Genomic DNA, 25,750 nt, shown 5'->3' on the forward strand with positions numbered 1-25,750 from the left:
TCACCCGGAACCCTCTCCAGGCCTACCACTATGATCGAACAACCCCTCGTCAGCATCGCCATTCCTGCCTTCAACCCCGAGTTCTTCAGTCGCGCGCTGCTCAGTGCCATCTCCCAGAGCTACACCAACCTCGAGGTCATCGTTTGCGACGACAGTCAGGGGGACGAGATCAAGGCCATTTTCGATGAGAGGGTTGCGCAGGCAAGCTGCGAACTGCGCTATTCGCGCAACCCCGCGACCCTGGGCTTTGCCGGTAACCTGCTGCAATGCCTGGAGCACTCCCGGGGCGAGTTCATCAAGTTTCTTTGTGACGACGACTGGTTGATCGAAAACTGCATCGAGCAACAGGCGCGGATCATGGCCGATTGCCCCGAGGTCAACATGGTGGTCAACCACCGGCTGATCTGCGCGGCGGACGAGACGCTGTTGCCGCCGCGGCCGGCCAACTGCGTGATTGCCCCTTGCAGCGCGATCCTCAACGGCGGTGACATGCTCGATGCGGTCACCAGCAAGGTTCCCAACCTGTTTGGCGGCATCAGTCACATGCTCATGCGCCGGGCTGCGGTAGAGCAGTACCTACCGCAGTTGGTGCAGCAGGGCGCAGGGTTCGTTGCGCGCCTGGACATGGCGCTGTACATGTGCCTGTTGCGCCGTGGGCACCTGGCCTACCTGTCTAACATGCTCAGTATCGAGCGGGTCCATGCCGGACGTCTGAGCCATCAGGCCGGCATCACCCTTGCACACAAGACCGAGAGCGAATGGTTGCAGCAGATGCTCGCCGCCAACACCGGCGAAGCGCCGCCGGCCACCGGCTGGATTCGCTACGTGGCGCTTGAGGATTTTCGCCCAGGCGAGACGCTGGAGTGGGACGAATATGAACTGACCCGGTTGTACGCCGGGCAGATGGGCCACTATCAGCAGCAAGTCGGTACCCACAGCCTGAGCTTTGCCGAGCTCTATGCCGAGTGGCTTGAGTGCCGCACTTTGTCGCCCGCGCAGATCAGCCTGCTGCCCAAACGGATCGAGCAATGGCCACGACAACCGCGCATCGTTGCTGTGGTGTTCGATCCACGGGGCGAGGCGATGCCGTTGAAGTCGACACTCGACAGCCTGGCCGCCCAGTCTTATGCGCCGCATCAGGTCTGGGTGCTTGGCACTCAAGAGCCGCCTGCGAGTGATGCGGGTGTCGAGTACAGCGCTTTGCGTGGCAATGGTTTTGAACAGCTCAATGCGCGGATCGCCAGGGCCGAATCGGCAGACTGGGTGTTGCTGCTACGCGCCGGTGATCGCCTGCATCCTCATGCCCTGGTGATCATGGCCGAGCGCCTGGCCTTGCACACGGACCGGTTGTGCCTGTACACCGATGAGGGCAGTGACGATAACCTGCAGGTTGGCCAGCCGATCTTCAAACCCGACTTCAACCTCGATCTGATGCGCAGCTTCCCCTACGTCGGACGAATGCTGGCCTTCGAGCGGACCCGGCTGTTGGAGCTGGGCGGCTTCACGGCTGATTATGACGTCCTGGCGCCGCAAGATCTGCTCTGGCGGATGGTTGAAAGCCATGGTTTGCAGGTGGTCGAGCACGTCGCCGAACTGCTGGTGCAAAGTCAGTACAGCTATTCCAGCTGGCAGTCCGAGCCGGCCTGCCTGGCCCAGGCACCACGCGTATTGCAGGCGCACCTGCAGCGCCTGGGTATCGAGGCCGAGCTGGTATCGGCCGAAAACAGCATGTTGACCCGAGTGCTGTACCAGCACGCTGATACGCCCGCGGTGTCGATCATCATCGTGGCCGGGCAAGACCTGCAGGCGCTTCGGCGCTGTGTCGAATCGATTTTCGAACACACCGCCTACCGCAACTATGAAGTACTGATCGCCACCAAGGGTGACGAGCCTCAGGATCTGCAGTCCTGGCTTGCTGCGATGCGGCAACTGGGCAGCGATCAGTTGCACATTGTCCAGTCCGAGGACAGCGCCGGGCAGCAACTGATCAACCAGGCCGCCGAGCAGGCGCGAGGCAGCTATCTGTTGCTGGTCGACCCTGGCTGCCTGATGTTCGATGGCCAGTGGCTGAGCGAATTGATGCGCCAGGGCCAGCGTCCGGAAGTCGGCATTGTCGGTCCGAAGATGTGTAGCAGCGCCGGCATGGTGGTCAATGCCGGGCTGCTGCTGGGTGTGCATGGCCTGGCGGGAAGCCCGTTCTACGGTCAGCCGGTCGATGCCGGTGGTTACATGAACCGCTTGCTTGCGGTACAGAACCTCAGCGCTGTCAGCGCCCATTGCCTGCTGGTGCGGCGCGACCTGTTCGATGCGCTGGGTGGTCTGGATGTCCAGGCATTCAGCGTTGAGTTGCTCGACGCCGATTTCTGCCTGCGTGCGCGTGAGCAGGGTTACCTGGTGGTCTGGACACCGTTTTCGATGGTGGCGCGCCTGCCAGTCGAGCAGGTTGTCGACACCAAGGCGATAGAACGGGACCAACGCGCCTTCTACCAGCGCTGGCTGCCCCTGGTGGCCAACGATCCGGCCTACAACCGCAACCTTAGCCTGAAGCTGTCCAGCTACAATCTGGAACCGGGTTTGCGTAGTGGTTGGGACCCGTTCATCAGCCGGCCATTGCCCTATGTGCTGGCGTTGCCGGTCAACACCACGGCGGTTGGGCATTACCGGGTGGTGCAGCCATTTACCGAGCTGGAGCGGGCCGGCTGGATCCAGGGTCAGCTGGATTACGCCACGCCCAACACTATCGAAATGGAGCGTTGCAAGCCGGACTCGATCATCCTGCAGTGCCGTTACATGGCCAGTACCATTCGGGATATCGAGCGGGTCAAAACCTTTTCCAGTGCGCGGCGAATCTACGAGATCGACGACTACATCATCGACGTGCCGAAAAAGAATGCGCACAGCCGCAACATGCCGCAGAACATGCGCGAACTGGTGAGCCGCGGCATTTCCCTGTGCGACCGTGTGGTGGTGTCGACCCAGCCGCTGGCTGATGCGCTGTCGAGCATGCACCATGATATCCGGGTGGTGCCGAACATGCTGGCGATGCACATGTGGAGCGACCTCAAGAGCCATCGACAAACTACCCTCAAGCCGCGTGTCGGCTGGGCTGGGGGCACCAGCCATCAAGGTGACCTGGAGCTGCTGGCCGAGGTGGTCCGGGAGCTTGCCGACGAGGTCGACTGGGTGTTCTTTGGTATGTGCCCGGAGGTGCTCAGGCCCTACGTCAAGGAGTACCACACCGGCATTGCCATGTCGCTCTATCCGCAGAAGCTGGCGAGCCTGAACCTGGATCTGGCGCTGGCACCGCTGGAAACCAACCTGTTCAACGACTGCAAGAGCAACCTGCGCTTGCTCGAGTATGGCGCCTGCGGCTTCCCCGTGGTGTGTTCCGATACCAAGGCTTATCAGGGCTACCTGCCATGCACGCGGGTGGCAGGCAACTCGACGCAGGCCTGGCTGGAAGCGATCCGCATGCATCTGGACGATCCCCAGGCCAGTTATCGCCAGGGCGATGCCCTGCGCGAAGTGGTGCTGCGCGACTTCATGCTGACACCCGACAAGCTTCAGCACTGGGCTAACGCCTGGTTGGCCGATTAACGACAGTGGCCGGCCTTGATGCTGGCCATGACAGATAACATGAGAACTAGGTGCACTATGGGCGAACAAGCAATCGGTTGTGCAGCGCTGCTCGATGACGTCACCGTCGTCTTGCTGGGTCAGGACGAGCCTGGCTATTCAGGGCGCGCCGCTCACTATTACCAGGCGCGCTTTGCACACCTGCAGACACTCGCAGCGCCGGCGTCGCAAACGTCGGTCGGTGACTGGTCCGAGCAGGTGCTGCAGACCCTGGAGCAGGTCGATACCGCGTTTGCGGTGCTGACCCTGGAGTGTGATTTCCTCCTGACCGATGGCATCGCTGCGGCGGTGGAAGCCTTGCAAGGCGACGCCGATTACGTAATGGCTCAAGGTTACTCGCTGGGTTACCAGCCTGGTAATGGCGACGTGGACTACTACAAGATCGGCTCTGCGCCCAAGGCTCAGTTGCATGCCAGCAACGCCCTGGGGCGTATTGCCGTGCATGCCGAGTACGGTTTGCAGGCGTGGCGGGCAGTGATCAGGACCGAGGTGTTGAAAACCGCGGTGCGCAGCGTGCCGGCGAACCTGTCGTTCGATAGCTGGTGTGTGGCGGTTTCCTATGGGCTGCTGGCCCAGGGCGCATCGCGGCTGCTGGCGCACACCAGTGCGATGGTCGAATTCCGTCCCTGGAGTCTTTCCGAGCAGGCTCGCGAAGAGTTGCTGAGCCAGGCTGTGCGCCAGCTCCAGCACTGGGATGGCGAGCAGGCAGCGGTATTTGCCAGTGCCAGGGGCTTCGAAGTCCTCAATGCCTTCGTGCGCAATACCCACTCGCGCTGTGAGGCGCCATTGCTGTTCACTTCGCGCTGGGACAGCCTGTCGTCCGAACCACAAGTGACGTTCGAGCCAACCCAGTTTGTCGATATGCCGTACTACAACGGCAGCGTGTTCGGTCAGTTGCGCTCGAGCGAGTTCATGGTCCATGCCTGGCCCGCCGGACAGCTTCACAGCCGGGCGCTGGAAGGTACCTGGGTACGGCAGCAAGCATTGCTTGCCGAGCATCCCAACGATACCGCCGAGAGCCTCATGGCCCGCTACTGGCAGGCCTTTGCACTGGGTGTGTTCAACCCGCAGGTTTGCCAGCGCCTGCTGGCAGGCCTGGGCGAGCAGGACCAGGGGCTGCGCCGCGACCTTGGCACCTGGCTGGAGCAGCTCCAATTGCTGCCGGCTACCGCTGTGCAGACGCAGCTGGCGAGCACGCCTTCGGGCAAGGTGCTGGCGGCAATCGCTGCGGCCACCCCGGACAGCGCCGCCCGCGAGCGCATTTTTGCCCACCTGGGGAAAACCCCGGCGCCGCAGACAGCCTTTGTGGTGATCGATCTTGCGGACGATAACGCAGGTTTGCAGGATACCTTCGACAGCCTGGTCGCCAGCGGTTTGCGCAACTTCAAGATTGTCGTGCTCAAGGCCGGCGAACTGCCGGCCATCACCACGTCCCGGGATGCCCTGCACTTTATCAAGGTTACGCCGGCCAACATGGTTGCGCACCTGAACCAGGTGGTACGCCAGCTTTCCAGCGAATGGCTGTTGATGTTGCAGGCGGGCGATGTACTGGCTACCGGCGGCTTGTTGCGTTTGCAGGTCGAGCTGCCTGGCGCCCAGGCGTGCCATGCGATCTGCGCCAACGAAGTTCAGCGCGACAGCGACGGGCGCCTGCTCAGTGTCGTACGTCCTGGTTGCGACCTGGACCTGCTGCGCAGTCGTCCTGACCTGATGGCCCGGCATTGGCTGGTGCGTCGCCAGGCCGTTGTCGACCTGGGCGGTTACAGCGAAGACTGTGCGCAAGCGCTGGAATTCGATCTGCTCCTGCGTCTGGTCGAAGCCAGCGGTATCAGCGGCATGGCCCACCTGGACGAGTACCTGGTGATCGGCCAGCAAGCGCCGGAGTCGATGGCTGGTCAAGCCCTGACCACCCTCAAGCGTCATTTGAACGTGCTGGGTTACCGTGGCCAGGTCAACGAAAGTACCGACGGTACCTTCCAGGTTGACTTCCGTCATCCGCAGACCCCGCAAGTGAGCATTGTGCTGGTTGCCGATTCCGATCTCGAGCAGCTCAAAGTAAGCCTGGCAAGCGTGGTCCAGCGTACTCGCTATGCCCGTTACGAGGTGATCGTCACCTGCGAGGCGGCCAATGCCGAGGCGGTAGCCGCAGGCCTTGCCACGGTGCAGGGGCTGGGATCGCGGGTGCGCTTGTTTGCCTGTGAGTCGTCGGTGCGGGCACAGATGGTCAACCAGGCTGCGGCCCAGGCCCAGGGGCAGTACCTGGTGCTGATGTCGAGCCGCAGCGAGGTAGTGTCACCGGCCTGGATCGAGTCTCTGCTCAACCAGGCTCAGCGCCCTGAAGTGGGAGTTGTCGGTTGCCAGATGTTCGATCGCGATGGCGTCATCAGTCATGCCGGTTACGAGCTGCTCGGCAGTGGCCTGGTACGCAATGCCCGGCAGGGTGCTTCGCGTGTGCGAGTGACATTGCCCGGGCTGGAAGCGGTAAGAGGTTGCCAGGCGGTGTCGGCCGACTGCCTGATGGTGGGCAAGGCGTTGTTCGAGCAGTGTGCCGGGCTGGATGAACAGCTTGCGGGTGGTACCGATGTCGACCTGTGCCTGAAGGCTGCACAAGCCGGTTTGCTGGCGATCTGCGTACCCCAGGCGCAAGTGCTTAACATCGCCGTGCCATTGCCTGCGCGGGAACAGTGTGAAGCGCTGGTCCAGCGCTGGCCGGCAGCCTTCAGCACCCGTGTTGTAGTCGATGTCGAGCATGGCGTTGACGTTTCGCGTGTAGTAGTGGCCGGTGGCAACGGCGTGCTGGAGTGGTTGCCTTAACAGGCCTCTGGCGCGAAATATGCAAAGCCGGGCGCAATGCCCGGCTTTTTCATGCCTGCGATTCGCTAAGCCCCCGTGTCTACAGCCTTGTGCTCCTGCACTGGCAGGGGGTCGATGGCAGATTATTGACAGTTCGCCTTGCAGGTCACCGCCGTTGCCTGGGCAACCTGTCCTTGGCTGTCGGGTTTCCAACCAATTCTGGAGTTTGAAGATGTCGAATACCCTGGGCGTTGATGGGTATAGGCTTGAGCAGGCGATGGCTCGCTTGCAGCTGATCTATACCAAGCCGGCGCATCCCTACTATATTGCGGCGCCGGATTACCGGGAGACGTCTTCAGGAGTCTGCACGCTTCATTACCTGTGCCACGCGTTGAACCTGAGCGGCCGCGAGGCCTATATTTGCGGCGGCAAGGTGGTCAACCCCGAGCTGAAAACGCCACTGCTCGACCAGGCGACCGCCGATCGCCATATCGCCAGCGGCAAGGTGCCCATTACGGTCTATCCGGAAGTCACCAGCGGCAACCCGCTCAGCGGCAAAGTAGTCGCACGCTACCTGTTGAACGTCGAGGGCTTCCTGACGGGCAGGGCGATGGAGGAAGAGCCGGACGATCTGCTGTTCTATTACGATGCGCGGATCGCCGCCAAGAAGGGGGTCAGTGTCGCCGACCTGCTGTGCTTCCCGATTATCGATATCTCGCTGTTCAATGCACCTGATCCTAGCGTGCCTCGCCAGGGGCATTACCTGTATCAGAACCGGCATCCTCTGGATCAGGTGGACTATGCCTCGCTGCCGGCAGGCATTCGCCTGCTCAGTGTTGCCAACCCGCTGTCGCTGGTTGAACTGGCCAAGGTCCTGCGCAGTGCCGAAGTGCTATACAGCTATGAATGGTCGATGACCTGTGCCATTGCTGTGCTATGCGGTTGCCCGGTGATCTTCATGGCCGGGCACAGCGTCGATCAGGTGTTTCTCGACGGTATCTTCTTCGGCAGGCAAGGTTTTGCCTTGTCGGATGAAACCGATGCGCTGGAGGTTGCCCGTGCCGGGGTGCAGGGGGCCTTGCAGCGTTACGTCGCGGTCACCGAGCCGTTCTGGCAGCAGCTGGATGTCTTCATTGAAAAAACCCAGGCGGCAGCGCAACAGCAGGCACTGGCGGACAAGCAAGGCATGCTGGCCTGGCTCGAGCAGCGCTGCCCCGAAGAACCGCAACGCGCGGCATTGATGCAGCGCCTGGCCAGCGGCCGCGCGCCGATGCTGGGCGTGCTGGTGCTGGATAGTGACGACGCTGATCAGGCGTTGATGCGTACCCTTGAGAGCCTTGCTCCCGATCAGTGCCTTTATCGCCACCTGCAGGTGGTGACCCTCGGGGCTGCGTCGCCAGCGTCAGACGTGCCGGGTTTATCGGTGCACCACCGGCCGTGCCAGGCAGCGCAGCGTAGCGAGGTCATCAACCGGGTCGTGGCCGACAGCGGCTGCGACTGGTTCATGGTGGTCGAGGCGGGGGTCGAGTTCACCCCTGGCGGTTTGTTGCTGGTGGCCCTGGAGCTTGCCAATGCAGCCGATGCCTGTGTTGCCGCCTACGCTGACGAAGCCATGCGCATGGGCAACGGCTCGTTGGGTATTTCGCTTCGGCCAGACCTGAACCTTGATCTGCTTTTGAGCCTGCCGGCCAGTGTCTCGCCGCACTGGCTGTTGCGAAGTAGCGAGTTCCTGGCGCAAGGCGGCTTCGATACCGGCTGTGGCCAGGCGTTCGAGCTGGAGTACCAGCTGCGCCTGGTCGAGCAGCGCGGCTTGAGTGGTATCGAGCATATCAGTGAGCCGCTGTTGGTCAGCGAAGCGTTGCGCTTCGCTGACTGTGCCAGCGAGCGGGAGGTGGTAGGGCGTCATCTCAAGGCCCGGGGCTATGCTCAGGCGCACGTCGATTCGCACCTGCCTGGCCACTATCGACTGGACTATGGGCATGCCGATCAGCCCATGGTGAGCATTGTGATTTTGCTCGATGGTGCCCTCGAACAGTTCCAGCGCTGCATTGAGGCGCTGTTGCAGCACACCGACTACCCCTGCTACGAGGTCCTGTTGCTCGATCCGGGAAGTGACGAACCGCAAGTGCGCCAATGGTTGCAGGGGATCGAGCAAATCGGTGGCGATCAGTTGCGGGTGCTGTCTTTTGCCCAGGGCCAGTGCCCGGCACTGTTGCGCAATGACGCAGGGCGACTGGCACGCGGTGAGTACCTGCTGTGGCTGGATGCGACAGCGGCGCCGATTGCCAAGGGCTGGTTGCAGCAGTTGCTCAATCACGCCCAGCGTCCGGAGGTCGCAGCCGTGGGCGCCAAGCTGCTGTCGATGAACGGCAGGATTCACCACGCTGGGCTGGTTCTGGGCTTGCGCGGGCCGGTGGGACGGGTATTTGCCGGCTACGCTCACAGCGACTCCGGCTACATGCAGCGGCTCACGGTCGATCAGAATTACTCGGCGCTCAGCGGTGAATGCCTGATGGTACGCCGCGACCTGTTTGTCGAGGCCGGCGGGTTTGACGAGGCGCCTGCACTGGCGCGCTGGATGGACGTCGATCTGTGCTTGCGCCTGCGCCAGGCCGGTTACCTCAACGTCTGGACGCCTCATGCACAACTGTTGATCGACAGGCCGGCAATGGCCGATGCCAGTGTGGAAGAAGAGGACGCCCTGTATGCGCGCTGGTTGCCGGTGCTGGCCCATGATCCGGCCTACAACCGCCATCTGTCGCTGGCCCATGCCGGTGGCTTCAAGGTCGCCAGCCTGCAGTCGACCTGGCAGCCGCCACAGGGGCAGCGAGAGATGCCGGTGCTGGTGGTCCATCCGCTTGATCAGGGTGAACTGGGCTATTCGCGGGTAGTGCGTCCATTCAATGGCTTGAAGGCTGCCGGTTACATCGATGGCCGGGTGTCGCCGGGGTTGACGCCCCTGGTCGAGCTGGAGCGCCTGGCAGCGGATGTAGTGGTGTTCCAGGGTGGGCTGGATGCACCGCGCCTTGAAGTCATGCGGCGGATTCAGGCGTTCTCGCGTGCCTTTACGGTTCTGGAGCTGAGCGACTACCTGCCGGATCTGCCGGTGGGCAGTGCCCGCCGTGAGGGCCTGGGCGAGGATGTGTTCCACAGCCTGCAGCAAGCCCTGGGGTGCGTCGACCGCCTGGTGGTGCCGACGGCGGCGCTGGCACAGGCGTTTGCCGGCCTGCATGGCGATATCCGGGTGGTCGAGACGCGCTTGTCGATCGACGCCTGGCGCCATATAAAGGGGCAGCGCCGAACGGCTGGCCGGCCTCGCCTGGGGTGGGTTGGCAGCAGCGAGCAGGCAAGTGACCTGGAGGTTATCGCGCCCGTTATCAAGGCCTTGGCTGCGGATGTCGAGTGGGTTTTCTTCGGCTTCTGCCCCAATAGCCTGCGGCCCTATGTACACGAGTACCACGAGGGTGTCGAAGTTCAGCAGTACCCACAAAAGCTGGCAGGCTTGAACCTGGACCTCGCTCTGGTGCCGCTGCAGCAGACCCTGTTCAATGTTTGCAGAGGTAACCAGCGTCAACTGGAGTTCGGCGCATGCGCCGTGCCGGTGATCTGTAGCGACATCGGCCAGGAGCAGGACGACTTGCCCGTGTCCCGTGTGCACAACAGCTACGAGCACTGGATCGAGGCTATTGGCCTGCACCTGGTCAATCTTGATGCTGCCCAGCGCCGCGGTGATGAGCTCAGGGATGCCGTTCATCGGTGCTGGATGCTCGACGAGGATCATCTGCAGCGTTGGCGCAGCGCCTGGTTGCCCGCCTGATCCCCAGCTGACCCCGCGTCCACCGCGTTGCCCGAGTCGATCGGCAGCCCGGTGGATGGCGTGCTCGTCCCGTGTCGCCAGCCTCCCGGGGTGCCTTTCGCAGCGTCGATACCCGCCAAACTAGCAATCTTTGATAGTCACAAAGTGCCAATGGCTGACATTTGTGATGGGTAATCTTTGTGCAACAGTGACTTGGCAGTCGAAACGGGCATCTTTAATCTATTGAGTCGTCGGGCGGTACTGGCGGGCGGGGTGCGCGCAGGCTCGCAAGCCCTTGGTTACCAGGTTCCAGTGCCCGTGAAAATCCGCATATCTATCGGGAAGCCACAATGATTGGCATCAAAAGCATTGCGAGTTACGTACCTGTCGAGGGTGTGGACAACTACGCCCAGGGTGCGAAATTCGCCAAGGACCAGGAATTCATTCTCGGCAAGATCGGTTCGACCTTCCTGCCGCGCAAAGACGCAGGCCAGGAAACCTCCGACCTGTGTGTGGAGGCGGTAAAGGCCCTGTTCGCTGCCAATCCGAGCCTGGTGCCTGAGTCCATCGACGCCCTGATTGTCGTTACCCAGAACGGCGACGAAGAAGGTTTGCCGCACACTGCAGCCATCGTCCAGGACAAACTGGGCCTGCCGACCCACGTGGCGGCCTTCGATATTTCCCTGGGCTGCTCGGGCTATGTCTACGGCTTGTATGCCATGAAAGGCTTCATGGAGGCGGCGGGGCTGAAAAACGGTCTGCTGATCACCGCTGACCCTTACTCGAAGATCGTCGACCCTGAAGACCGCAACACCACCATGCTGTTCGGTGATGCTGCGACCGTCACCTGGATGGGCGAGGGCGCCCAATGGCAATTGGGCAAGGCCAAGTTCGGTACTGACGGCGGCGGCGCTGCGCACCTGAAAGTCAGTGACGGGGTGTTCTTCATGAACGGTCGCCAGGTGTTCAACTTTGCCTTGCTCAAGGTGCCGGCGCACCTGCATGAGCTGTTGGGCGAAAGCCAGTTGGCACCGGCTGACATCGACCTGTTCTGTATCCACCAGGGCAGTGCGGCGATTGTCGACGCCGTCGCCCGGCGCTTCGAAGATGACCCGGACAAATTCGTCAAGGACATGGTCGAGACGGGTAACACCGTGTCGTCGAGCATTCCCTTGCTGCTTGAGAAGCACGTGCTCGGTTCGCGCCACCAGCGCGTTGCCTTGAGCGGTTTCGGTGTAGGTCTTTCGTGGGGCTCGGCGATTATCGAGCGCAACGACTGATTTCTGCGCCAGCCTGAAAATAGAGCGCTGCCGGTTGCCCGGTGGCGCTTTTTTTTATCTCCAGCATTTATGGGTAAGTGTTTTTTTGGCGTCAAACCCTTGATTTCATTGGGGTGGCAGGGTGCCATTAAAAAATTTGCAAAAACCCCTAAAGCAACCGCGCCAGACGACGATAACTATTACGAAGGTTCTCTAGGCCACACCCGGCGGATGCCAGGGCCGGAAGCCGCAGTATCCCAAACACGAGGAATTCGTCATGGCATTAACCGTTAACACCAACACTACCTCCCTGGGCGTTCAGAAGAACCTGAACCGCGCTTCCGACGCTCTGAGCACCTCGATGAGCCGTCTGTCCTCCGGCCTGAAAATCAACAGCGCCAAAGACGACGCCGCCGGCCTGCAGATCTCTACCCGTATGACCTCGCAGATCCGCGGTCAGACCATGGCAATCAAAAACGCCAACGACGGTATCTCGATCGCCCAGACCGCTGAAGGCGCGATGCAAGAGCAGGTCAACATCCTGCAGCGTATGCGTGAACTGGCTCTGCAATCGCGAAACGACTCGAACGATTCGACTAACCGTACCTCGCTGGACAACGAGTTCAAGCAGATGTCTGCGGAGCTGACTCGTATCGCCCAGTCCACCCAGCTGAACGGCAAAAACCTGCTGGACGGTTCGGCTAGCACCATGACCTTCCAGGTTGGTTCCAACACTGGCGGCGAAAACCAGATCAGCATCGACCTGAGCGCCAAGTTCCTGGCCAGCGACCTGGGTATCACCAGCGCCATCACCATCGCCGGTAGCGACAGCACCACTGCCCAGACCAACTTCTCGGCTGCCATGGGCGCGATCGACTCCGCTCTGGCGAAGATCGGTACCGCTCGTGCTGACCTGGGTGCGGTGCAGAACCGTATGACCAGCACCATCAACAACCTGCAAAACATCAACGAGAACGCTGAAGCTGCTCGTGGTCGCGTACAAGATACCGACTTCGCCGCTGAAACTGCTCAGATGACCAAGCAGCAAACTCTGCAACAAGCTTCGACTTCGGTTCTGGCCCAGGCCAACCAACTGCCGTCGGCTGTACTGAAGCTGCTGGGCTAATCACTCGGTAGTTGTCGGCGGGGGAGTGCATCTATGGCACTCCTCCGCCTTTTGCATTGAGAGGTGGTGACATGGATATGAGCGTCAAGCTGAACCTGTCTTACCCGACGGTAAAGCCGGTCGAGCCGACCACCGAACGTCCTGCGGCCAAGCCCGTAGCGGCAGTTGAAGCCATCACGCCAGTCAAGGAGGCTACCGACAAGGGGCTGTCCGAAGCTGAGAAGGTCAAGAGCGCGGTCAAGGACATCGAGAAGTTCCTTGCGTCATCGCGTCGCAACCTTGAATTTTCCACGGATGAAGAATCCGGCCGAATTGTAGTAAAAGTCATCGCCAGCGAGACCGGAGAGCTGATCCGCCAACTTCCTTCGGAAGAGGCGTTGAAGATCGCTCACAGTCTGAGCGATGTAAACAGCCTGCTGTTCAACGCCAAGGCCTGATGCTGGCGGCTGAGCGGCAAGTTCGCTAGTCTGGCAAGGCTAGGGCGGCGCGCAACCATGAGGGAGTAGCAATGGCGAGTACAATTTTACCGAGTGTCGGTCTGGGTTCCGGCGTAGACATCAACAAGATCGTTGATGTGCTTGTCAAGGCGGACACCGGTCCCAAGGCGAACCAGATCAAGCGCCAGACCGCCAACAACACGGCCATGCTTTCCGGGGTAGCGTCGCTCAAGAGTGCGCTTTCTGTTTACCAGGAAGCGATGAAAAAGCTCAACGATCCGAAGGCGCCAGCCTTCAGTGCCTACACCGCGACCTCCAGCAGTGACACCACGGTCAAGGCCACGTCGAACAACAAGGCGGTGCCCGGTACCTACACCGTTCTGGTCGACAAGCTGGCGACCGCGTCCAAGGTGGCCAGCCAGAACTTTGCCGGCGGGGCCAGCACTTCGATCCCTGAAGGCGACCTGACCATTACCCAGGATGGTGTGGTCCACACTGTGAAGGTGGGGGCGGGTGCGACCTTGCAATCGGTTCGCGACTCGATCAACTCATCGCTTGCCGAGCAGGGCATCACTGCCAACATCGTCAATGGCAAGGACGGCTCGCGCCTGGTCTTCAGCTCGACCAAGACCGGTAAAGGTACCGATATTTCGGTCGACGGTATCGCCGAGCTGAAGATCAACGGTACTACCAAAATGAACGGTGATGGGGCCGGCTACATCGACGGCCTCGCCCAGGACGCCGAGCTGAGCATCGACGGCCTGAAGGTTACCAGCAAGTCCAATACCGTCGACGGCGCAATCAGTGGCATGAGCCTGGAGCTGCTGCAGGTTACTGCCGCAGACAAGCCTATCAAGGTAACGGTCGGTGAAAACACTGCCGGCCTGAAGGCCTCGGTGCAGAACTTTGTCGATGCCTACAACACCCTGGTCAAGGCGGCCAACAGCCTGACGGCGGTGTCCAAGGACGCTGATGGCAAGACTGTGCTCGGGCCGCTGACCAACGATCCGACCACGCGCTCGATGCTGTCGGACTTGCGCAAGCAACTGGCGACCGAGTCGGGCAGTGGTCGTCTGACCACCCTCAGCCAGCTGGGCATCAACACGGCAAAGGACGGTACCCTGGAGTTCAACTCCACCAAGTACGATGCCGCGATGAAGGACAAGAAGCTCGGCCCGGACGTGCAGGAGCTGTTCACTGGCACTGACGGCGTGTTCGCGCACATGACCAAGGCGGTCGAGCCGTACCTGCAGACAGGTGGCATCCTCGACACCCGCAAGGCTGGCCTGGACAAGCTGCAAAAGGACCTCGACAATCAGCAGCTGGCCCTGGACCGGCGCATCACTTCGCTGACCGAATCCCTGACCAAGCGCTACGTGGCCATGGATACCCTGGTCGGCAAGCTCGAAGCCCAGCGCAAGAACATCGCCTCGATGTTCGCCTCGATCGAGGCGCAGCAGAAAAACTCCTGATTCGGCGTTGTGCCAGAAGCCCGGCAGTACCCCTAGGGGGACTCCGGGCTTTTTGCCGTACGCGCTAAAGTTTTTTGACGCGCAGGCGATACAAGCGGTATATGAAACCTTTTTTGCGGTGACGAGGTAGAACATGAATCCGATGTTGGCCCTTCGGCAGTACCAGAAAGTCAACGGCGTGGCCCAGACCTCCGTGGCCAGCCCGCATCGTCTGGTGCAAATGTTGATGCAGGGTGGACTCGATCGCATTGCCCAGGCCAAGGGTGCCATGGCGCGTAACGACGTGGCCCAGCGCGGCATCCTGATCGGCAAGGCAATCGGTATTGTCGGCGGTTTGCGTGAAGGCCTGGACCTGGAAAACCACGCCGATTCGCTGACCGACCTGGATAACCTGTATTCGTACATGAGCAAGCGCCTGGTCGAGGCGAACGTGCAGAACGATCCGGAAATCCTCAACGAAGTGGCGCGCCTGCTGATTACCGTCAAGGAAGGCTGGGACGCGATCGGCGATCAACTCGCCGACGCCTAGGAGATTGCAATGAGTGTCGTGCTCGAACGTATCGAACAAACCCGCGAGGCATTGCTGGGTGCCCTGGCCAGTCGTGACTGGGAGGCGATCAGCGAGCTCGACGTCAGTTGCCGTCTGTGCGTGGACGATGTGCTGGCCGAAGCGTCGGTGGATGAGCTGACGCTGCGCAGCAAGCTCGAGGAGTTGCTGGGCGTCTACAAGGAATTAATTGAAGTTGCAAGTGGGGAGCGTCAATCAATAGTCGATGAGATGACGCAGATCCGACAAGCCAAAAACGCGGCAAAGGTATACCATTTGTTCAGCTGAAACTGGGCAAAACAAAAAGCAGTGCGCCATAAATTTGACTATGTACGGTTTTTTGACTTAACTAGTGGCTGTTTTCTAATTTCAGACGTCCGAACACTGACCGTTCAGTCGGAATGATGTCGAGCTTGCCCTTACAAGGGCGCCGAGATGACTAGGGAAGTTGTTATTGCATGTGGCGTGAAACCAAAATTCTCCTGATCGATGACGATAGCGCTCGCCGCCGTGATCTGGCGGTAGTGTTGAATTTTCTTGGCGAAGAAAATCTGCCCTGCTCGAGCCATGACTGGCAGCAGGTTGTCGAGTCGTTGTCATCCAGTCGTGAAGTGCTCTGTGTCCTGATCGGGACCGTGAATGCTCCGGCAAGTCTGATGGGCTTGCTTAAGACAGTGGCTGGATGGGATGAGTTCCTTCCGGTTCTGCTTCTGGGCGAAATTTCTTCTGCCGAGCTGCCGGACGACCTGCGCCGTCGCGTACTCTCCAACCTCGAAATGCCGCCGAGCTACAGCAAATTGCTCGATTCGCTGCACCGTGCCCAGGTCTATCGCGAGATGTACGACCAGGCCCGCGAGCGCGGCCGCCAGCGCGAACCCAATCTGTTCCGCAGCCTGGTCGGCACCAGCCGGGCGATCCAGCACGTGCGCCAGATGATGCAGCAAGTGGCCGATACCGACGCCAGCGTGCTGATCCTCGGTGAGTCGGGCACCGGCAAGGAGGTGGTTGCGCGTAACCTGCACTACCACTCCAAGCGCCGCGAAGCGCCGTTCGTGCCGGTCAACTGCGGGGCGATTCCGGCCGAGCTGCTGGAAAGCGAACTGTTCGGCCACGAGAAGGGTGCCTTTACCGGGGCGATTACCAGCCGTGCCGGGCGTTTCGAGCTGGCCAACGGCGGCACCCTGTTCCTCGACGAGATCGGCGACATGCCGTTGCCGATGCAGGTCAAGCTGCTGCGCGTGCTGCAGGAGCGCACCTTCGAACGCGTGGGTAGCAACAAGACCCAGAGCATCGATGTACGCATCATCGCCGCGACCCACAAGAACCTCGAAAGCATGATCGAGGTGGGGACCTTTCGCGAAGACCTGTACTACCGCCTCAACGTCTTCCCTATCGAGATGGCCCCGCTGCGCGAGCGCGTCGAGGACATCCCGCTGCTGATGAACGAGCTGATCTCGCGCATGGAGCACGAGAAGCGCGGTTCGATCCGCTTCAACTCGGCCGCGATCATGTCGCTGTGCCGGCACGGCTGGCCGGGCAACGTCCGCGAGCTGGCCAACCTGGTCGAGCGCATGGCGATCATGCACCCGTACGGGGTGATCGGCGTGTCGGAGCTGCCGAAGAAATTCCGCTACGTCGACGACGAAGACGAGCAACTGGTCGACAGCCTGCGCTCGGACCTCGAAGAGCGCGTGGCCATCAACGGCCATACGCCGAACTTCGCCAGCCACGCGATGCTGCCGCCTGAAGGCCTGGACCTCAAGGACTACCTCGGTGGCCTGGAGCAGGGTCTGATCCAGCAGGCGCTGGATGATGCCAACGGTATCGTCGCCCGCGCTGCCGAGCGCCTGCGCATTCGTCGCACCACCCTGGTGGAGAAGATGCGCAAGTACGGCATGAGCCGCCGCGAAGGGGATGAACAGGCGGAGGATTGACGCCTGGGTGGCCATGGTGAGTCGCGCAATGCGCTCATCATGGCTAATAACCCTATCTTTCAAAGGGCTGTAACGCCCGTCCCATCGGCTCTTGCAGCCATCGCACGGCCTTCCTGGCAAGCGCCCCCAAACTATCCGGCACGGCTATTGCTATATCGCTGGCAACACACCGTTTTATGACGGTCAGCCACGCGAGAGAGCATGATGCCCCAGGTCGCCACCATCTCCTGTGTCCCTGAACCGAAGGGGCCGAACGCCGCCGAACAGGAAAGCCGCCTTGGTCTTGAGCAGGCCTTTGCCATGTTCGACCAGGTTTCCAGCCAGCTTAGTGAGTCCTATAGCCTGCTCGAAGCCCGGGTTACCGAGCTCAAGGGCGAGCTGGCGGTGGTCAGCGCCCAGCGCATGGCCGAGCTTGCCGAGAAGGAGCGCCTGGCCAACCGCCTGCAGAACCTGCTGGCCCTGCTGCCGGGCGGGGTGATCGTTATCGATGGCCTGGGCCGGGTGCGTGAGGCCAACCCCGCCGCCAGCGACCTGTTGGGCGAACCGCTGGTGGGTGAGTTGTGGCGTGAAGTGATCGCTCGCAGCTTTGCTCCACGCGAGGATGACGGTCATGAAGTGTCGCTGCGTGATGGCCGGCGCCTGTCGATTGCCACCCGCTCGCTGGATGCCGAGCCCGGGCAGTTGGTACTGCTCAATGACCTGACCGAAACCCGTCACCTGCAGGACCAGCTGGCCCGCCACCAGCGCTTGTCGTCGCTGGGGCGCATGGTTGCGTCGCTGGCCCACCAGATCCGCACGCCTTTGTCGGCGGCCATGCTCTACGCCAGCCACCTGGCCGAGCAGAACTTGCCGGTGGAAACCCAGCAACGCTTTGCCGGCAACCTCAAGGAACGCCTGCACGAGCTCGAGCACCAGGTGCGCGACATGCTGGTGTTCGCCCGCGGCGAGTTGCCGCTGACCGATCGGCTGACCCCCAAGGCATTGTTCCAGGCCCTGCAGCAGGCAGCGCAGACCCATGTTCAGGGTCATGCGGTGCGCTGGCAGTGCGACAGTCACCTGGGCGAGTTGCTGTGCAACCGCGACACCCTGGTCGGCGCCATGCTCAACCTGATCGAAAACGCCCTGCAGGCCAGTGGCGAGCCTGCGCGGCTCAAGGTTCACCTATACCGGCGCGAGCAGGTCTTGCACCTGTGTATCAGTGATGCCGGCGCCGGTATCGACAGTGCCTTGCTGGCGCGCCTGGGCGAGCCGTTCCTGACCACCAAGGCTACCGGCACCGGGCTCGGTCTGGCGGTAGTCAAGGCGGTGGCAAGGGCCCACCAGGGCAGTTTGCAATTACGTTCGCGACCCGGTCGCGGCACCTGCGCCCGGATCAGCCTGCCGCTGATCGGCGCGCAGTCGGTGGAGGCAGAGTAATGAAAGCAATCAAGGTGCTGCTGGTCGAAGATGACCGCGCCCTGAGGCAGGCACTGGCCGATACCCTGGAGCTGGGCGGCTTTGCCTACCAGGCCGTAGGTTCGGCCGAAGAAGCACTGGAAGTGGTCGCTGGCGAGGCGTTCAGCCTGGTGGTCAGTGACGTGAACATGCCCGGCATGGACGGCCATCAGTTACTGGCCCTGCTGCGCGCGCGCCAGCCGCAGTTGCCGGTGTTGCTGATGACCGCGCATGCCGCCGTCGAGCGCGCGGTCGAGGCCATGCGCCAGGGCGCGGCCGATTACCTGGTCAAGCCATTTGAGCCCAAGGCATTGCTTGAGCTGGTGGCACGCCACGCTCTGGGAGTGGCTGCGGCGGGCGAAGGCGATGGACCGGTGGCGCGCGAGCCTGCCAGTGCGCAGTTGCTGGAGCTGGCGGCGCGGGTTGCGCGCAGCGATTCGACTGTGCTGATCTCGGGCGAGTCCGGTACCGGCAAAGAAGTGCTGGCGCGCTACATACATCAGCAGTCCCTGCGCGCCGAGCAGCCGTTCGTGGCGATCAACTGTGCGGCGATCCCCGACAACATGCTCGAAGCCACCCTGTTCGGTCATGAGAAAGGCTCGTTCACCGGCGCCATCGCCGCCCAGGCCGGCAAATTTGAACAGGCCGATGGCGGCACCTTGCTGCTCGACGAGATTTCCGAAATGCCCCTGGGCTTGCAGGCCAAGCTGCTGCGGGTGTTGCAGGAGCGTGAGGTGGAGCGGGTTGGCGGGCGCAAGCCGATTGCCCTGGATATTCGCGTGGTCGCCACCACCAACCGTGACCTGGCCGGCGAGGTGGCGGCGGGGCGTTTTCGTGAAGACTTGTTCTATCGCCTGTCGGTGTTCCCGCTGGCGTGGAAGCCGCTGCGCGAACGTAGCGCCGATATTCTGCCGCTGGCCGAGCGATTGCTGGCGCGCCACGTCAATAAAATGAAGCATGCCCCGGTTCGACTCTCGCCTGATGCTCAGGCGTGTCTGCAAGGTTATGCCTGGCCGGGCAACGTACGCGAACTGGACAACGCCATTCAGCGTGCCTTGATCCTGCAGCAGGGTGGGGTGATCGAAGCGGCGGATTTCTGTCTCGCCGGGGTCCTGCCGATGTTCGCTGCAGCGCCGGTCGCCGCAGTCGTGCCGAATATTGAAACCGAGGCGGCGGGCGGTCTGGGTGATGACATGCGTCGCCATGAGTTCCAGATGATCATCGACACCTTGCGCGCCGAGCGCGGCCGTCGCAAGGAGGCTGCCGAGCGCCTGGGCATCAGCCCGCGCACCCTGCGCTACAAGCTGGCGCAGATGCGTGATGCCGGCATGGATGTCGAGGCCAGCCTGTACGCCAGCTGAGCCATTAATGAATTAGAGTTTTTGTTCGGGCCGCGGGCAGAGCTGGCACTCTTGTTGCTATGTCCTGCCTATCCGCTGCGTGAGTGTCAAAAAAATGCGGGCCGTCGGAGAGAGAAGTCCATGAGCCAAGGTGTTGAATTTAATCGATTGATGTTGGACATGCGGGCCATGCAAATGGACGCCATGTCGATGCCGAAGGCTGCCGCTGCGCCTGAGGTCGGCTCCAGCAGTTTTGCCGACATGCTCGGCCAGGCCGTCAACAAGGTCAACGACACCCAGCAGGCTTCCTCGCAGCTGGCCAGCGCCTTCGAGATCGGCAAGAGCGGGGTTGACCTGACCGACGTGATGATCGCTTCGCAAAAAGCCACTGTGTCGTTCCAGGCCTTGACCCAGGTGCGTAACAAGCTGGTGCAGGCCTATCAAGACATCATGCAGATGCCGGTATAAGGGCGAGATTGAGTCATGGCCGAAGCAGTCGTCGATAACGTGCCCGCGAAAAGCAGCGCAGCAGCGCCCAAGCCGCCGTTGTTCGGCATGTCGTTCCTGGAAAACATCTCGCAGATGCCCATGCTGCGTCAGGTCGGCCTGCTGGTCGGTCTGGCCGCCAGCGTGGCGATCGGCTTTGCCGTGGTGCTGTGGTCGCAGCAACCGGACTACCGGCCGCTGTACGGCAGCCTGGCCGGCATGGACACCAAGCAGGTCATGGAGACCCTGGCCGCTGCCGATATCCCCTACAACGTCGAACCCAATTCCGGCGCCTTGCTGGTCAAGGCCGACGATATTTCCCGTGCCCGCCTGAAGCTGGCAGCCGCCGGCGTGGCGCCGAGCGATGGCAATGTCGGTTTCGAGATCCTCGACAAGGAGCAGGGCCTGGGCACCAGCCAGTTCATGGAGGCCACCCGTTACCGTCGTGGCCTCGAAGGCGAACTGGCGCGGACCATCTCCAGCCTCAACAACGTCAAGGGTGCACGCGTGCACCTGGCGATCCCGAAGAGTTCGGTGTTCGTCCGTGACGAGCGCAAGCCAAGTGCTTCGGTACTGGTCGAGCTGTACCCGGGCCGCGCCCTGGAAGCCGGTCAGGTGATGGCCATCGTCAACCTGGTGGCGACCAGCGTGCCGGAACTGAACAAGTCCCAGGTCACCGTGGTCGACCAGAAGGGCAACCTGCTCTCCGACCAGGTCGAGAATTCCGAGCTGACCATGGCCGGCAAGCAGTTCGACTACAGTCGCCGCATGGAAGGCCTGCTCACCCAGCGTGTGCACAATATTCTCCAGCCGGTGCTGGGCAACGACCGCTACAAGGCCGAAGTATCGGCGGACGTTGACTTCAGCGCGGTCGAATCCACCTCCGAGCAGTTCAACCCTGACCAGCCGGCGCTGCGCAGCGAGCAGTCGGTCAACGAACAGCGCTCCAGCAGCATGGGCCCGCAGGGCGTGCCTGGTGCGCTGAGCAACCAGCCACCTGGCCCGGCCTCGGCGCCGCAAACCACCGGTGGCACGCAAACCGCCGCCAGCGCCATCCAGCCTGGCCAGCCGCTGCTCGATGCCAACGGCCAGCAGATCATGGACCCGGCCACCGGCCAGCCGATGCTTGCACCGTACCCGGCCGACAAGCGTCAGCAGTCGACCAAGAACTTCGAGCTTGACCGTTCCATCAGCCACACCCGCCAGCAGCAGGGTCGCCTGACCCGCCTGTCGGTGGCGGTAGTGGTCGATGACCAGCTCAAGGTCGACCCGGCCACCGGCGATGCCGCGCGCACCCCGTGGGCTGCCGAAGACCTGGCGCGCTTTACCCGCCTGGTGCAGGACGCGGTGGGCTTCGATGCCAGCCGTGGCGACAGTGTCAGCGTGATCAACGTGCCGTTCGCCGCCGACCGTGGCGAGGTAATTGCCGAGATTCCGTTCTATTCGCAGCCGTGGTTCTGGGACATCATCAAGCAGGTCATGGGCGTACTGTTCATCCTCGTCCTGGTGTTCGGCGTGCTGCGTCCGGTACTTAACAACATCACCGGCAATGGCAAGCAAGGCGCCGGTGCCGATGGCGACATGGAGCTGGGCGGCATGCTCGGTCTGGATGGCGAGCTGGCCAACGACCGCGTCAGCCTGGGTGGTCCGCAAAGCATTCTGCTGCCAAGCCCGAGCGAGGGTTATGACGCACAGCTCAACGCAATCAAGAGCCTGGTGGCCGAAGACCCGGGTCGCGTGGCCCAGGTCGTGAAAGAGTGGATCAACGCCGATGAGTGATAACCGAGCCCTTACCGCCAAACTGACCCGTGTCGACAAGGCAGCGATCCTGCTGCTGTCGCTGGGTGAAACCGATGCCGCGCAGGTGCTGCGGCACATGGGCCCCAAGGAAGTGCAGCGGGTCGGCGTGGCCATGGCGCAGATGGGCAACGTCCATCGCGAGCAGGTCGAGCAGGTGATGAGCGAGTTTGTCGAGATCGTCGGCGACCAGACCAGCCTTGGCGTCGGTTCCGACGGCTATATCCGCAAGATGCTCACCCAGGCCCTGGGCGAGGACAAGGCCAACGGCCTGATCGACCGCATCCTGCTCGGTGGCAACACCAGCGGCCTGGACAGCCTCAAGTGGATGGAGCCGCGCGCGGTTGCCGATGTCATTCGCTACGAGCACCCGCAGATCCAGGCCATCGTCGTGGCTTACCTGGACCCGGACCAGGCCGGTGAAGTGCTGGGCAACTTCGACCACAAGGTGCGTCTGGACATCATCCTGCGCGTCTCGTCGCTCAATACCGTCCAGCCGGCGGCGCTCAAGGAGCTGAACCAGATCCTCGAGAAGCAGTTCTCGGGCAACTCCAATGCCGCGCGCACCACCCTGGGTGGTATCAAGCGTGCCGCGGACATCATGAACTTCCTCGACAGCTCCGTCGAAGGCCAGCTGATGGACGCGATCCGCGACATCGACGGCGACCTCTCCGAGCAGATCGAAGACTTGATGTTCGTCTTCAACAACCTGGCCGATGTCGACGACCGCGGTATCCAGGCGCTGCTGCGCGAAGTGTCTTCCGACGTGCTGGTGGTGTCGCTCAAGGGCGCCGACGAGAAGGTCAAGGAGAAGATCTTCAAGAACATGTCCAAACGTGCCTCCGAGCTGCTGCGCGACGACCTCGAGGCCAAGGGCCCGGTGCGCGTCAGCGACGTCGAGACGGCGCAAAAGGAAATCCTCACCATCGCCCGCCGTATGGCCGAAGCCGGAGAAATCGTGCTCGGTGGCAAGGGCGGCGAAGAGATGATCTAAGACCTTATCGCGGGTCAAGCCCGCTCCCACAGCGCTCCTGTGGGAGCGGGCTTGACCCGCGATGCTTTACGAGTGCGTGCAATCATGTCAACCAACGAGCACCTGAGTGAACTGATTCGCGCTAACGACGTCGAGGGCTTCGACCGCTGGGCGCTGCCCAGTTTCGACCCGGAACCAGAGCCTGAGCCTGAACCGGAGCCCGAAGCGGTTCAGGACGAAATCGAAGAAGTGCCGCTGGAAGAAGTCCAGCCACTGACCCTCGAAGAGCTTGAAAGCATTCGCCAGGAAGCCTACAACGAAGGCTTTGCCACCGGCGAGCGCGAGGGTTTTCACAGCACTCAGCTCAAGGTTCGCCAGGAAGCCGAAGAGGCCCTGAGCGCCAAGCTGGCCAGCCTCGAACAGGTGATGACCCACCTGCTCGAACCCATCGCCGAACAAGACAGCCAGATCGAAAAGGCCGTGGTCCATTTGGTCGGGCACATCGCCCGCGAGGTCATCGGTCGCGAGCTGCGCAGCGATTCCAGCCAGATCGGCCAGGTACTGCGTGAAGCCCTGAAGTTGCTGCCGATGGGTGCCGAGAACATCCGCATCCATATCAATCCGCAGGACTTCGAGCAGGTCAAAGCCCTGCGCGAGCGTCACGAGGAGCGCTGGAAGCTGCTCGAAGACGAAGCCCTGCTGCCAGGAGGCTGTCGCATCGAGACTGATCACAGCCGTATCGATGCCAGCATGGAAACCCGAATCGAAAAGGCCATGGCGCAATTGTTCGATCAGCTCCATGACCAAAGCCTGCACCCGGCAGCGGCGGATGTGCAGGTTGAGCTGGATGCCCCTGATGCGCCTTGAACGAACCAGTTTCGGCAAGCGCCTGGGGGCGTATGCCGACGCCGTCAATTTGCCGTCTCAGCCGGTGGTCGAGGGCCGCCTGCTACGCATGGTCGGCCTGACCCTCGAGGCCGAAGGCCTGCGCGCGGCGGTTGGTAGCCGCTGCGTGGTGATCAATGACGACAGCTATCACCCGGTGCGGGTCGAGGCCGAGGTCATGGGTTTTGCCGGCGGCAAGGTGTTCCTCATGCCGGTCGGCAGCGTTGCCGGCATCGCCCCTGGGGCGCGCGTGGTGCCATTGGCTGACAGTGGACGCCTGCCCATGGGCATGAGCATGCTTGGCCGGGTGCTTGACGGCGCCGGTCGTGCCCTGGACGGCAAGGGCGGGATGAAAGCCGAAGACTGGGTGCCCATGGACGGCCCGACCATCAACCCGCTCAACCGCGATCCGATCAGCCAGCCGCTGGACGTCGGCATCCGCAGCATCAACGGTTTGTTGACGGTTGGCCGCGGTCAGCGCCTGGGCCTGTTCGCCGGTACCGGCGTGGGCAAGAGTGTGCTGCTGGGCATGATGACCCGCTTTACCGAGGCGGACATCATCGTCGTCGGCTTGATCGGTGAGCGCGGCCGCGAGGTCAAGGAGTTCATCGAGCATATTCTTGGCGAAGAAGGCCTCAAGCGCTCGGTGGTGGTGGCCTCGCCCGCCGACGATGCGCCGCTGATGCGCTTGCGCGCGGCCATGTACTGCACGCGCATTGCCGAGTACTTTCGCGACAAGGGCAAGAACGTCCTGTTGCTGATGGATTCGCTGACCCGTTTCGCCCAGGCCCAGCGGGAAATTGCCTTGGCTATTGGTGAGCCGCCAGCGACCAAGGGCTATCCACCGTCGGTGTTCGCCAAGCTGCCCAAGCTGGTGGAGCGCGCCGGTAACGGCGAGGCCGGTGGTGGCTCGATCACCGCGTTCTATACCGTATTGTCCGAGGGCGACGATCAGCAGGATCCGATTGCCGACTCGGCGCGGGGCGTGCTCGACGGCCACATCGTGCTGTCCCGGCGCCTGGCCGAGGAGGGGCATTACCCGGCCATCGATATCGAAGCTTCGATCAGCCGGGTCATGCCGCAGGTAGTCAGCCCCGAGCAGATGACCGAAGCGCAGCAGTTCAAACAGCTGTGGTCGCGCCTGTCGCAAAGCCGCGACCTGATCAGCGTCGGCGCTTATGTCGCCGGTGGAGACGCCGAGACCGACCTTGCCATTACCCTGCAGCCGCGCCTGGTGCACTTCCTGCGCCAGGGCCTGAACGACAACGTCGGCATGCAGCAAAGCCGCGAGCACCTGGCTGGCGTGTTTGCCCCCTTGCCTGCGGCAGGCGGCTGATAGGCCATGGCCCAGCCAAGCCGTGCCGCGCGTCTGGCGCCGGTGGTGGAGATGGCGGAAAACGCCGAGCGCCAGGCCGCCCAGCGCCTGGGGCAATTCCAGCAGCAAGTGAACATGGCCCAGGCCAAGCTCAGCGAACTTGACCGTTTTCGCGAAGACTACCAGTTGCAGTGGATCAACCGCGGTGGGCAGGGCGTGTCCGGTAGCTGGCTGGTCAACTACCAGAGCTTTCTCGGCCAGCTGGAAACTGCCATGACTCAGCAGCGCCAAAGCCTGGCCTGGCACCAGAACAATCTGAAGAACGCCCGCGGCACCTGGCAGCAGGCCTATGCCCGGGTCGAGGGCTTGCGCAAGCTGGTGCAGCGCTACATCGACGAGGCGCGCATGGTGGAAGACAAGCGCGAACAAAAACTGCTCGATGAACTGTCCCAGCGCCTGCCGCGCCACGATCGCTACTGAAGCGTGCTTTGGTCGGCAGTGCTTGCTGCCGGGGGGTGGG

Annotated in this window: 18 protein-coding genes; all 18 read left to right on the plus strand. The window is 62.1% G+C overall.

Translation table 11 applies throughout. The features are described from left to right. The first annotated feature begins 30 nt into the window (after window positions 1-30). Window positions 31-3,597, plus strand: coding sequence for a glycosyltransferase (locus LOY34_RS07695; RefSeq protein ID WP_195883367.1), 3,567 nt, complete (start codon window positions 31-33; stop codon window positions 3,595-3,597). A gap of 57 nt (window positions 3,598-3,654) precedes the next feature. Next, the gene (locus tag LOY34_RS07700) at window positions 3,655-6,450 is read left to right on the plus strand and encodes a glycosyltransferase (RefSeq protein WP_195883368.1); all 2,796 of its coding nucleotides are present in this window, start codon (window positions 3,655-3,657) and stop codon (window positions 6,448-6,450) included. A 211-nt stretch (window positions 6,451-6,661) separates the two neighbouring features. Then, complete coding sequence (locus tag LOY34_RS07705; protein ID WP_258664519.1) at window positions 6,662-10,246, plus strand: glycosyltransferase family 2 protein; 3,585 nt, start codon at window positions 6,662-6,664, stop codon at window positions 10,244-10,246. 329 nt (window positions 10,247-10,575) lie between these two features. Continuing rightward, entirely contained in the window at window positions 10,576-11,505 is a 930-nt protein-coding gene (locus LOY34_RS07710; protein WP_093385623.1) for a ketoacyl-ACP synthase III, read from the plus strand. Window positions 11,506-11,761: 256 nt separating this feature from the next. Next, a complete protein-coding gene (locus LOY34_RS07715; protein WP_045200267.1) occupies window positions 11,762-12,610 on the plus strand; it encodes a flagellin domain-containing protein in 849 nt (282 codons plus the stop codon). 71 nt (window positions 12,611-12,681) lie between these two features. Further along, window positions 12,682-13,047: a flagellar protein FlaG gene (locus tag LOY34_RS07720; protein WP_123568025.1), complete on the plus strand. Its 366-nt coding sequence runs from the start codon at window positions 12,682-12,684 to the stop codon at window positions 13,045-13,047. A gap of 71 nt (window positions 13,048-13,118) precedes the next feature. Then, window positions 13,119-14,519 carry a flagellar filament capping protein FliD gene (gene fliD, locus LOY34_RS07725; RefSeq protein WP_195883370.1) on the plus strand — a complete coding sequence of 467 codons (1,401 nt, stop codon included), beginning with the start codon at window positions 13,119-13,121 and terminating at the stop codon, window positions 14,517-14,519. Window positions 14,520-14,652: 133 nt separating this feature from the next. After that, a complete protein-coding gene (gene fliS / locus LOY34_RS07730) occupies window positions 14,653-15,048 on the plus strand; it encodes a flagellar export chaperone FliS (RefSeq protein WP_045200275.1) in 396 nt (131 codons plus the stop codon). Between the two features lie 9 nt (window positions 15,049-15,057). Continuing rightward, window positions 15,058-15,354: a flagellar protein FliT gene (locus LOY34_RS07735; RefSeq protein ID WP_045200277.1), complete on the plus strand. Its 297-nt coding sequence runs from the start codon at window positions 15,058-15,060 to the stop codon at window positions 15,352-15,354. Window positions 15,355-15,524: 170 nt separating this feature from the next. Further along, window positions 15,525-17,000, plus strand: coding sequence for a transcriptional regulator FleQ (fleQ, locus tag LOY34_RS07740; protein WP_038996385.1), 1,476 nt, complete (start codon window positions 15,525-15,527; stop codon window positions 16,998-17,000). A 204-nt stretch (window positions 17,001-17,204) separates the two neighbouring features. Further along, window positions 17,205-18,416, plus strand: a complete 1,212-nt coding sequence (locus tag LOY34_RS07745; RefSeq protein WP_045200279.1) for a PAS domain-containing sensor histidine kinase — start codon at window positions 17,205-17,207, stop codon at window positions 18,414-18,416. After that, a complete protein-coding gene (locus LOY34_RS07750; protein WP_045200281.1) occupies window positions 18,416-19,795 on the plus strand; it encodes a sigma-54 dependent transcriptional regulator in 1,380 nt (459 codons plus the stop codon). The genes LOY34_RS07745 and LOY34_RS07750 overlap by 1 nt, the downstream gene beginning before the upstream one ends. A 120-nt stretch (window positions 19,796-19,915) precedes the next feature. Further along, on the plus strand, window positions 19,916-20,242 hold the full coding sequence (gene fliE, locus LOY34_RS07755; protein ID WP_045200283.1) for a flagellar hook-basal body complex protein FliE: 327 nt from the start codon (window positions 19,916-19,918) through the stop codon (window positions 20,240-20,242). A gap of 15 nt (window positions 20,243-20,257) precedes the next feature. Next, on the plus strand, window positions 20,258-22,039 hold the full coding sequence (fliF, locus tag LOY34_RS07760) for a flagellar basal-body MS-ring/collar protein FliF (protein ID WP_045200285.1): 1,782 nt from the start codon (window positions 20,258-20,260) through the stop codon (window positions 22,037-22,039). After that, a complete protein-coding gene (fliG, locus tag LOY34_RS07765; protein ID WP_045189054.1) occupies window positions 22,032-23,051 on the plus strand; it encodes a flagellar motor switch protein FliG in 1,020 nt (339 codons plus the stop codon). Before fliF ends, fliG begins: the two co-directional genes overlap by 8 nt. A gap of 84 nt (window positions 23,052-23,135) precedes the next feature. Beyond that, window positions 23,136-23,897, plus strand: coding sequence for a flagellar assembly protein FliH (gene fliH, locus LOY34_RS07770; protein ID WP_093385609.1), 762 nt, complete (start codon window positions 23,136-23,138; stop codon window positions 23,895-23,897). Beyond that, window positions 23,887-25,251 carry a flagellar protein export ATPase FliI gene (gene fliI, locus LOY34_RS07775; protein ID WP_093385605.1) on the plus strand — a complete coding sequence of 455 codons (1,365 nt, stop codon included), beginning with the start codon at window positions 23,887-23,889 and terminating at the stop codon, window positions 25,249-25,251. The genes fliH and fliI overlap by 11 nt, the downstream gene beginning before the upstream one ends. 6 nt (window positions 25,252-25,257) lie before the next feature. Then, on the plus strand, window positions 25,258-25,710 hold the full coding sequence (gene fliJ, locus LOY34_RS07780; RefSeq protein WP_045200290.1) for a flagellar export protein FliJ: 453 nt from the start codon (window positions 25,258-25,260) through the stop codon (window positions 25,708-25,710). Window positions 25,711-25,750 lie beyond the last annotated feature (40 nt).

This window comes from Pseudomonas sp. B21-009, assembly GCF_024749345.1.
Classification (GTDB): Bacteria; Pseudomonadota; Gammaproteobacteria; order Pseudomonadales; family Pseudomonadaceae; genus Aquipseudomonas.

Excerpts from the sequence above, each read along its gene's own strand:
- fliJ (WP_045200290.1), top strand. The coding sequence starts at position 25,258 with ATGGCCCAGCCAAGCCGTGCCGCGCGTCTGGCGCCGGTGGTGGAGATG.
- LOY34_RS07695 (WP_195883367.1), top strand. The coding sequence starts at position 31 with ATGATCGAACAACCCCTCGTCAGCATCGCCATTCCTGCCTTCAACCCC.
- fliS (WP_045200275.1), top strand. The coding sequence starts at position 14,653 with ATGAATCCGATGTTGGCCCTTCGGCAGTACCAGAAAGTCAACGGCGTG.
- LOY34_RS07735 (WP_045200277.1), top strand. The coding sequence starts at position 15,058 with ATGAGTGTCGTGCTCGAACGTATCGAACAAACCCGCGAGGCATTGCTG.
- LOY34_RS07700 (WP_195883368.1), top strand. The coding sequence starts at position 3,655 with ATGGGCGAACAAGCAATCGGTTGTGCAGCGCTGCTCGATGACGTCACC.
- fliF (WP_045200285.1), top strand. The coding sequence starts at position 20,258 with ATGGCCGAAGCAGTCGTCGATAACGTGCCCGCGAAAAGCAGCGCAGCA.
- LOY34_RS07715 (WP_045200267.1), top strand. The coding sequence starts at position 11,762 with ATGGCATTAACCGTTAACACCAACACTACCTCCCTGGGCGTTCAGAAG.
- fliE (WP_045200283.1), top strand. The coding sequence starts at position 19,916 with ATGAGCCAAGGTGTTGAATTTAATCGATTGATGTTGGACATGCGGGCC.
- fleQ (WP_038996385.1), top strand. The coding sequence starts at position 15,525 with ATGTGGCGTGAAACCAAAATTCTCCTGATCGATGACGATAGCGCTCGC.
- LOY34_RS07705 (WP_258664519.1), top strand. The coding sequence starts at position 6,662 with ATGTCGAATACCCTGGGCGTTGATGGGTATAGGCTTGAGCAGGCGATG.
- LOY34_RS07745 (WP_045200279.1), top strand. The coding sequence starts at position 17,205 with ATGCCCCAGGTCGCCACCATCTCCTGTGTCCCTGAACCGAAGGGGCCG.
- LOY34_RS07710 (WP_093385623.1), top strand. The coding sequence starts at position 10,576 with ATGATTGGCATCAAAAGCATTGCGAGTTACGTACCTGTCGAGGGTGTG.
- fliH (WP_093385609.1), top strand. The coding sequence starts at position 23,136 with ATGTCAACCAACGAGCACCTGAGTGAACTGATTCGCGCTAACGACGTC.
- fliI (WP_093385605.1), top strand. The coding sequence starts at position 23,887 with ATGCGCCTTGAACGAACCAGTTTCGGCAAGCGCCTGGGGGCGTATGCC.
- fliD (WP_195883370.1), top strand. The coding sequence starts at position 13,119 with ATGGCGAGTACAATTTTACCGAGTGTCGGTCTGGGTTCCGGCGTAGAC.
- fliG (WP_045189054.1), top strand. The coding sequence starts at position 22,032 with ATGAGTGATAACCGAGCCCTTACCGCCAAACTGACCCGTGTCGACAAG.
- LOY34_RS07750 (WP_045200281.1), top strand. The coding sequence starts at position 18,416 with ATGAAAGCAATCAAGGTGCTGCTGGTCGAAGATGACCGCGCCCTGAGG.
- LOY34_RS07720 (WP_123568025.1), top strand. The coding sequence starts at position 12,682 with ATGGATATGAGCGTCAAGCTGAACCTGTCTTACCCGACGGTAAAGCCG.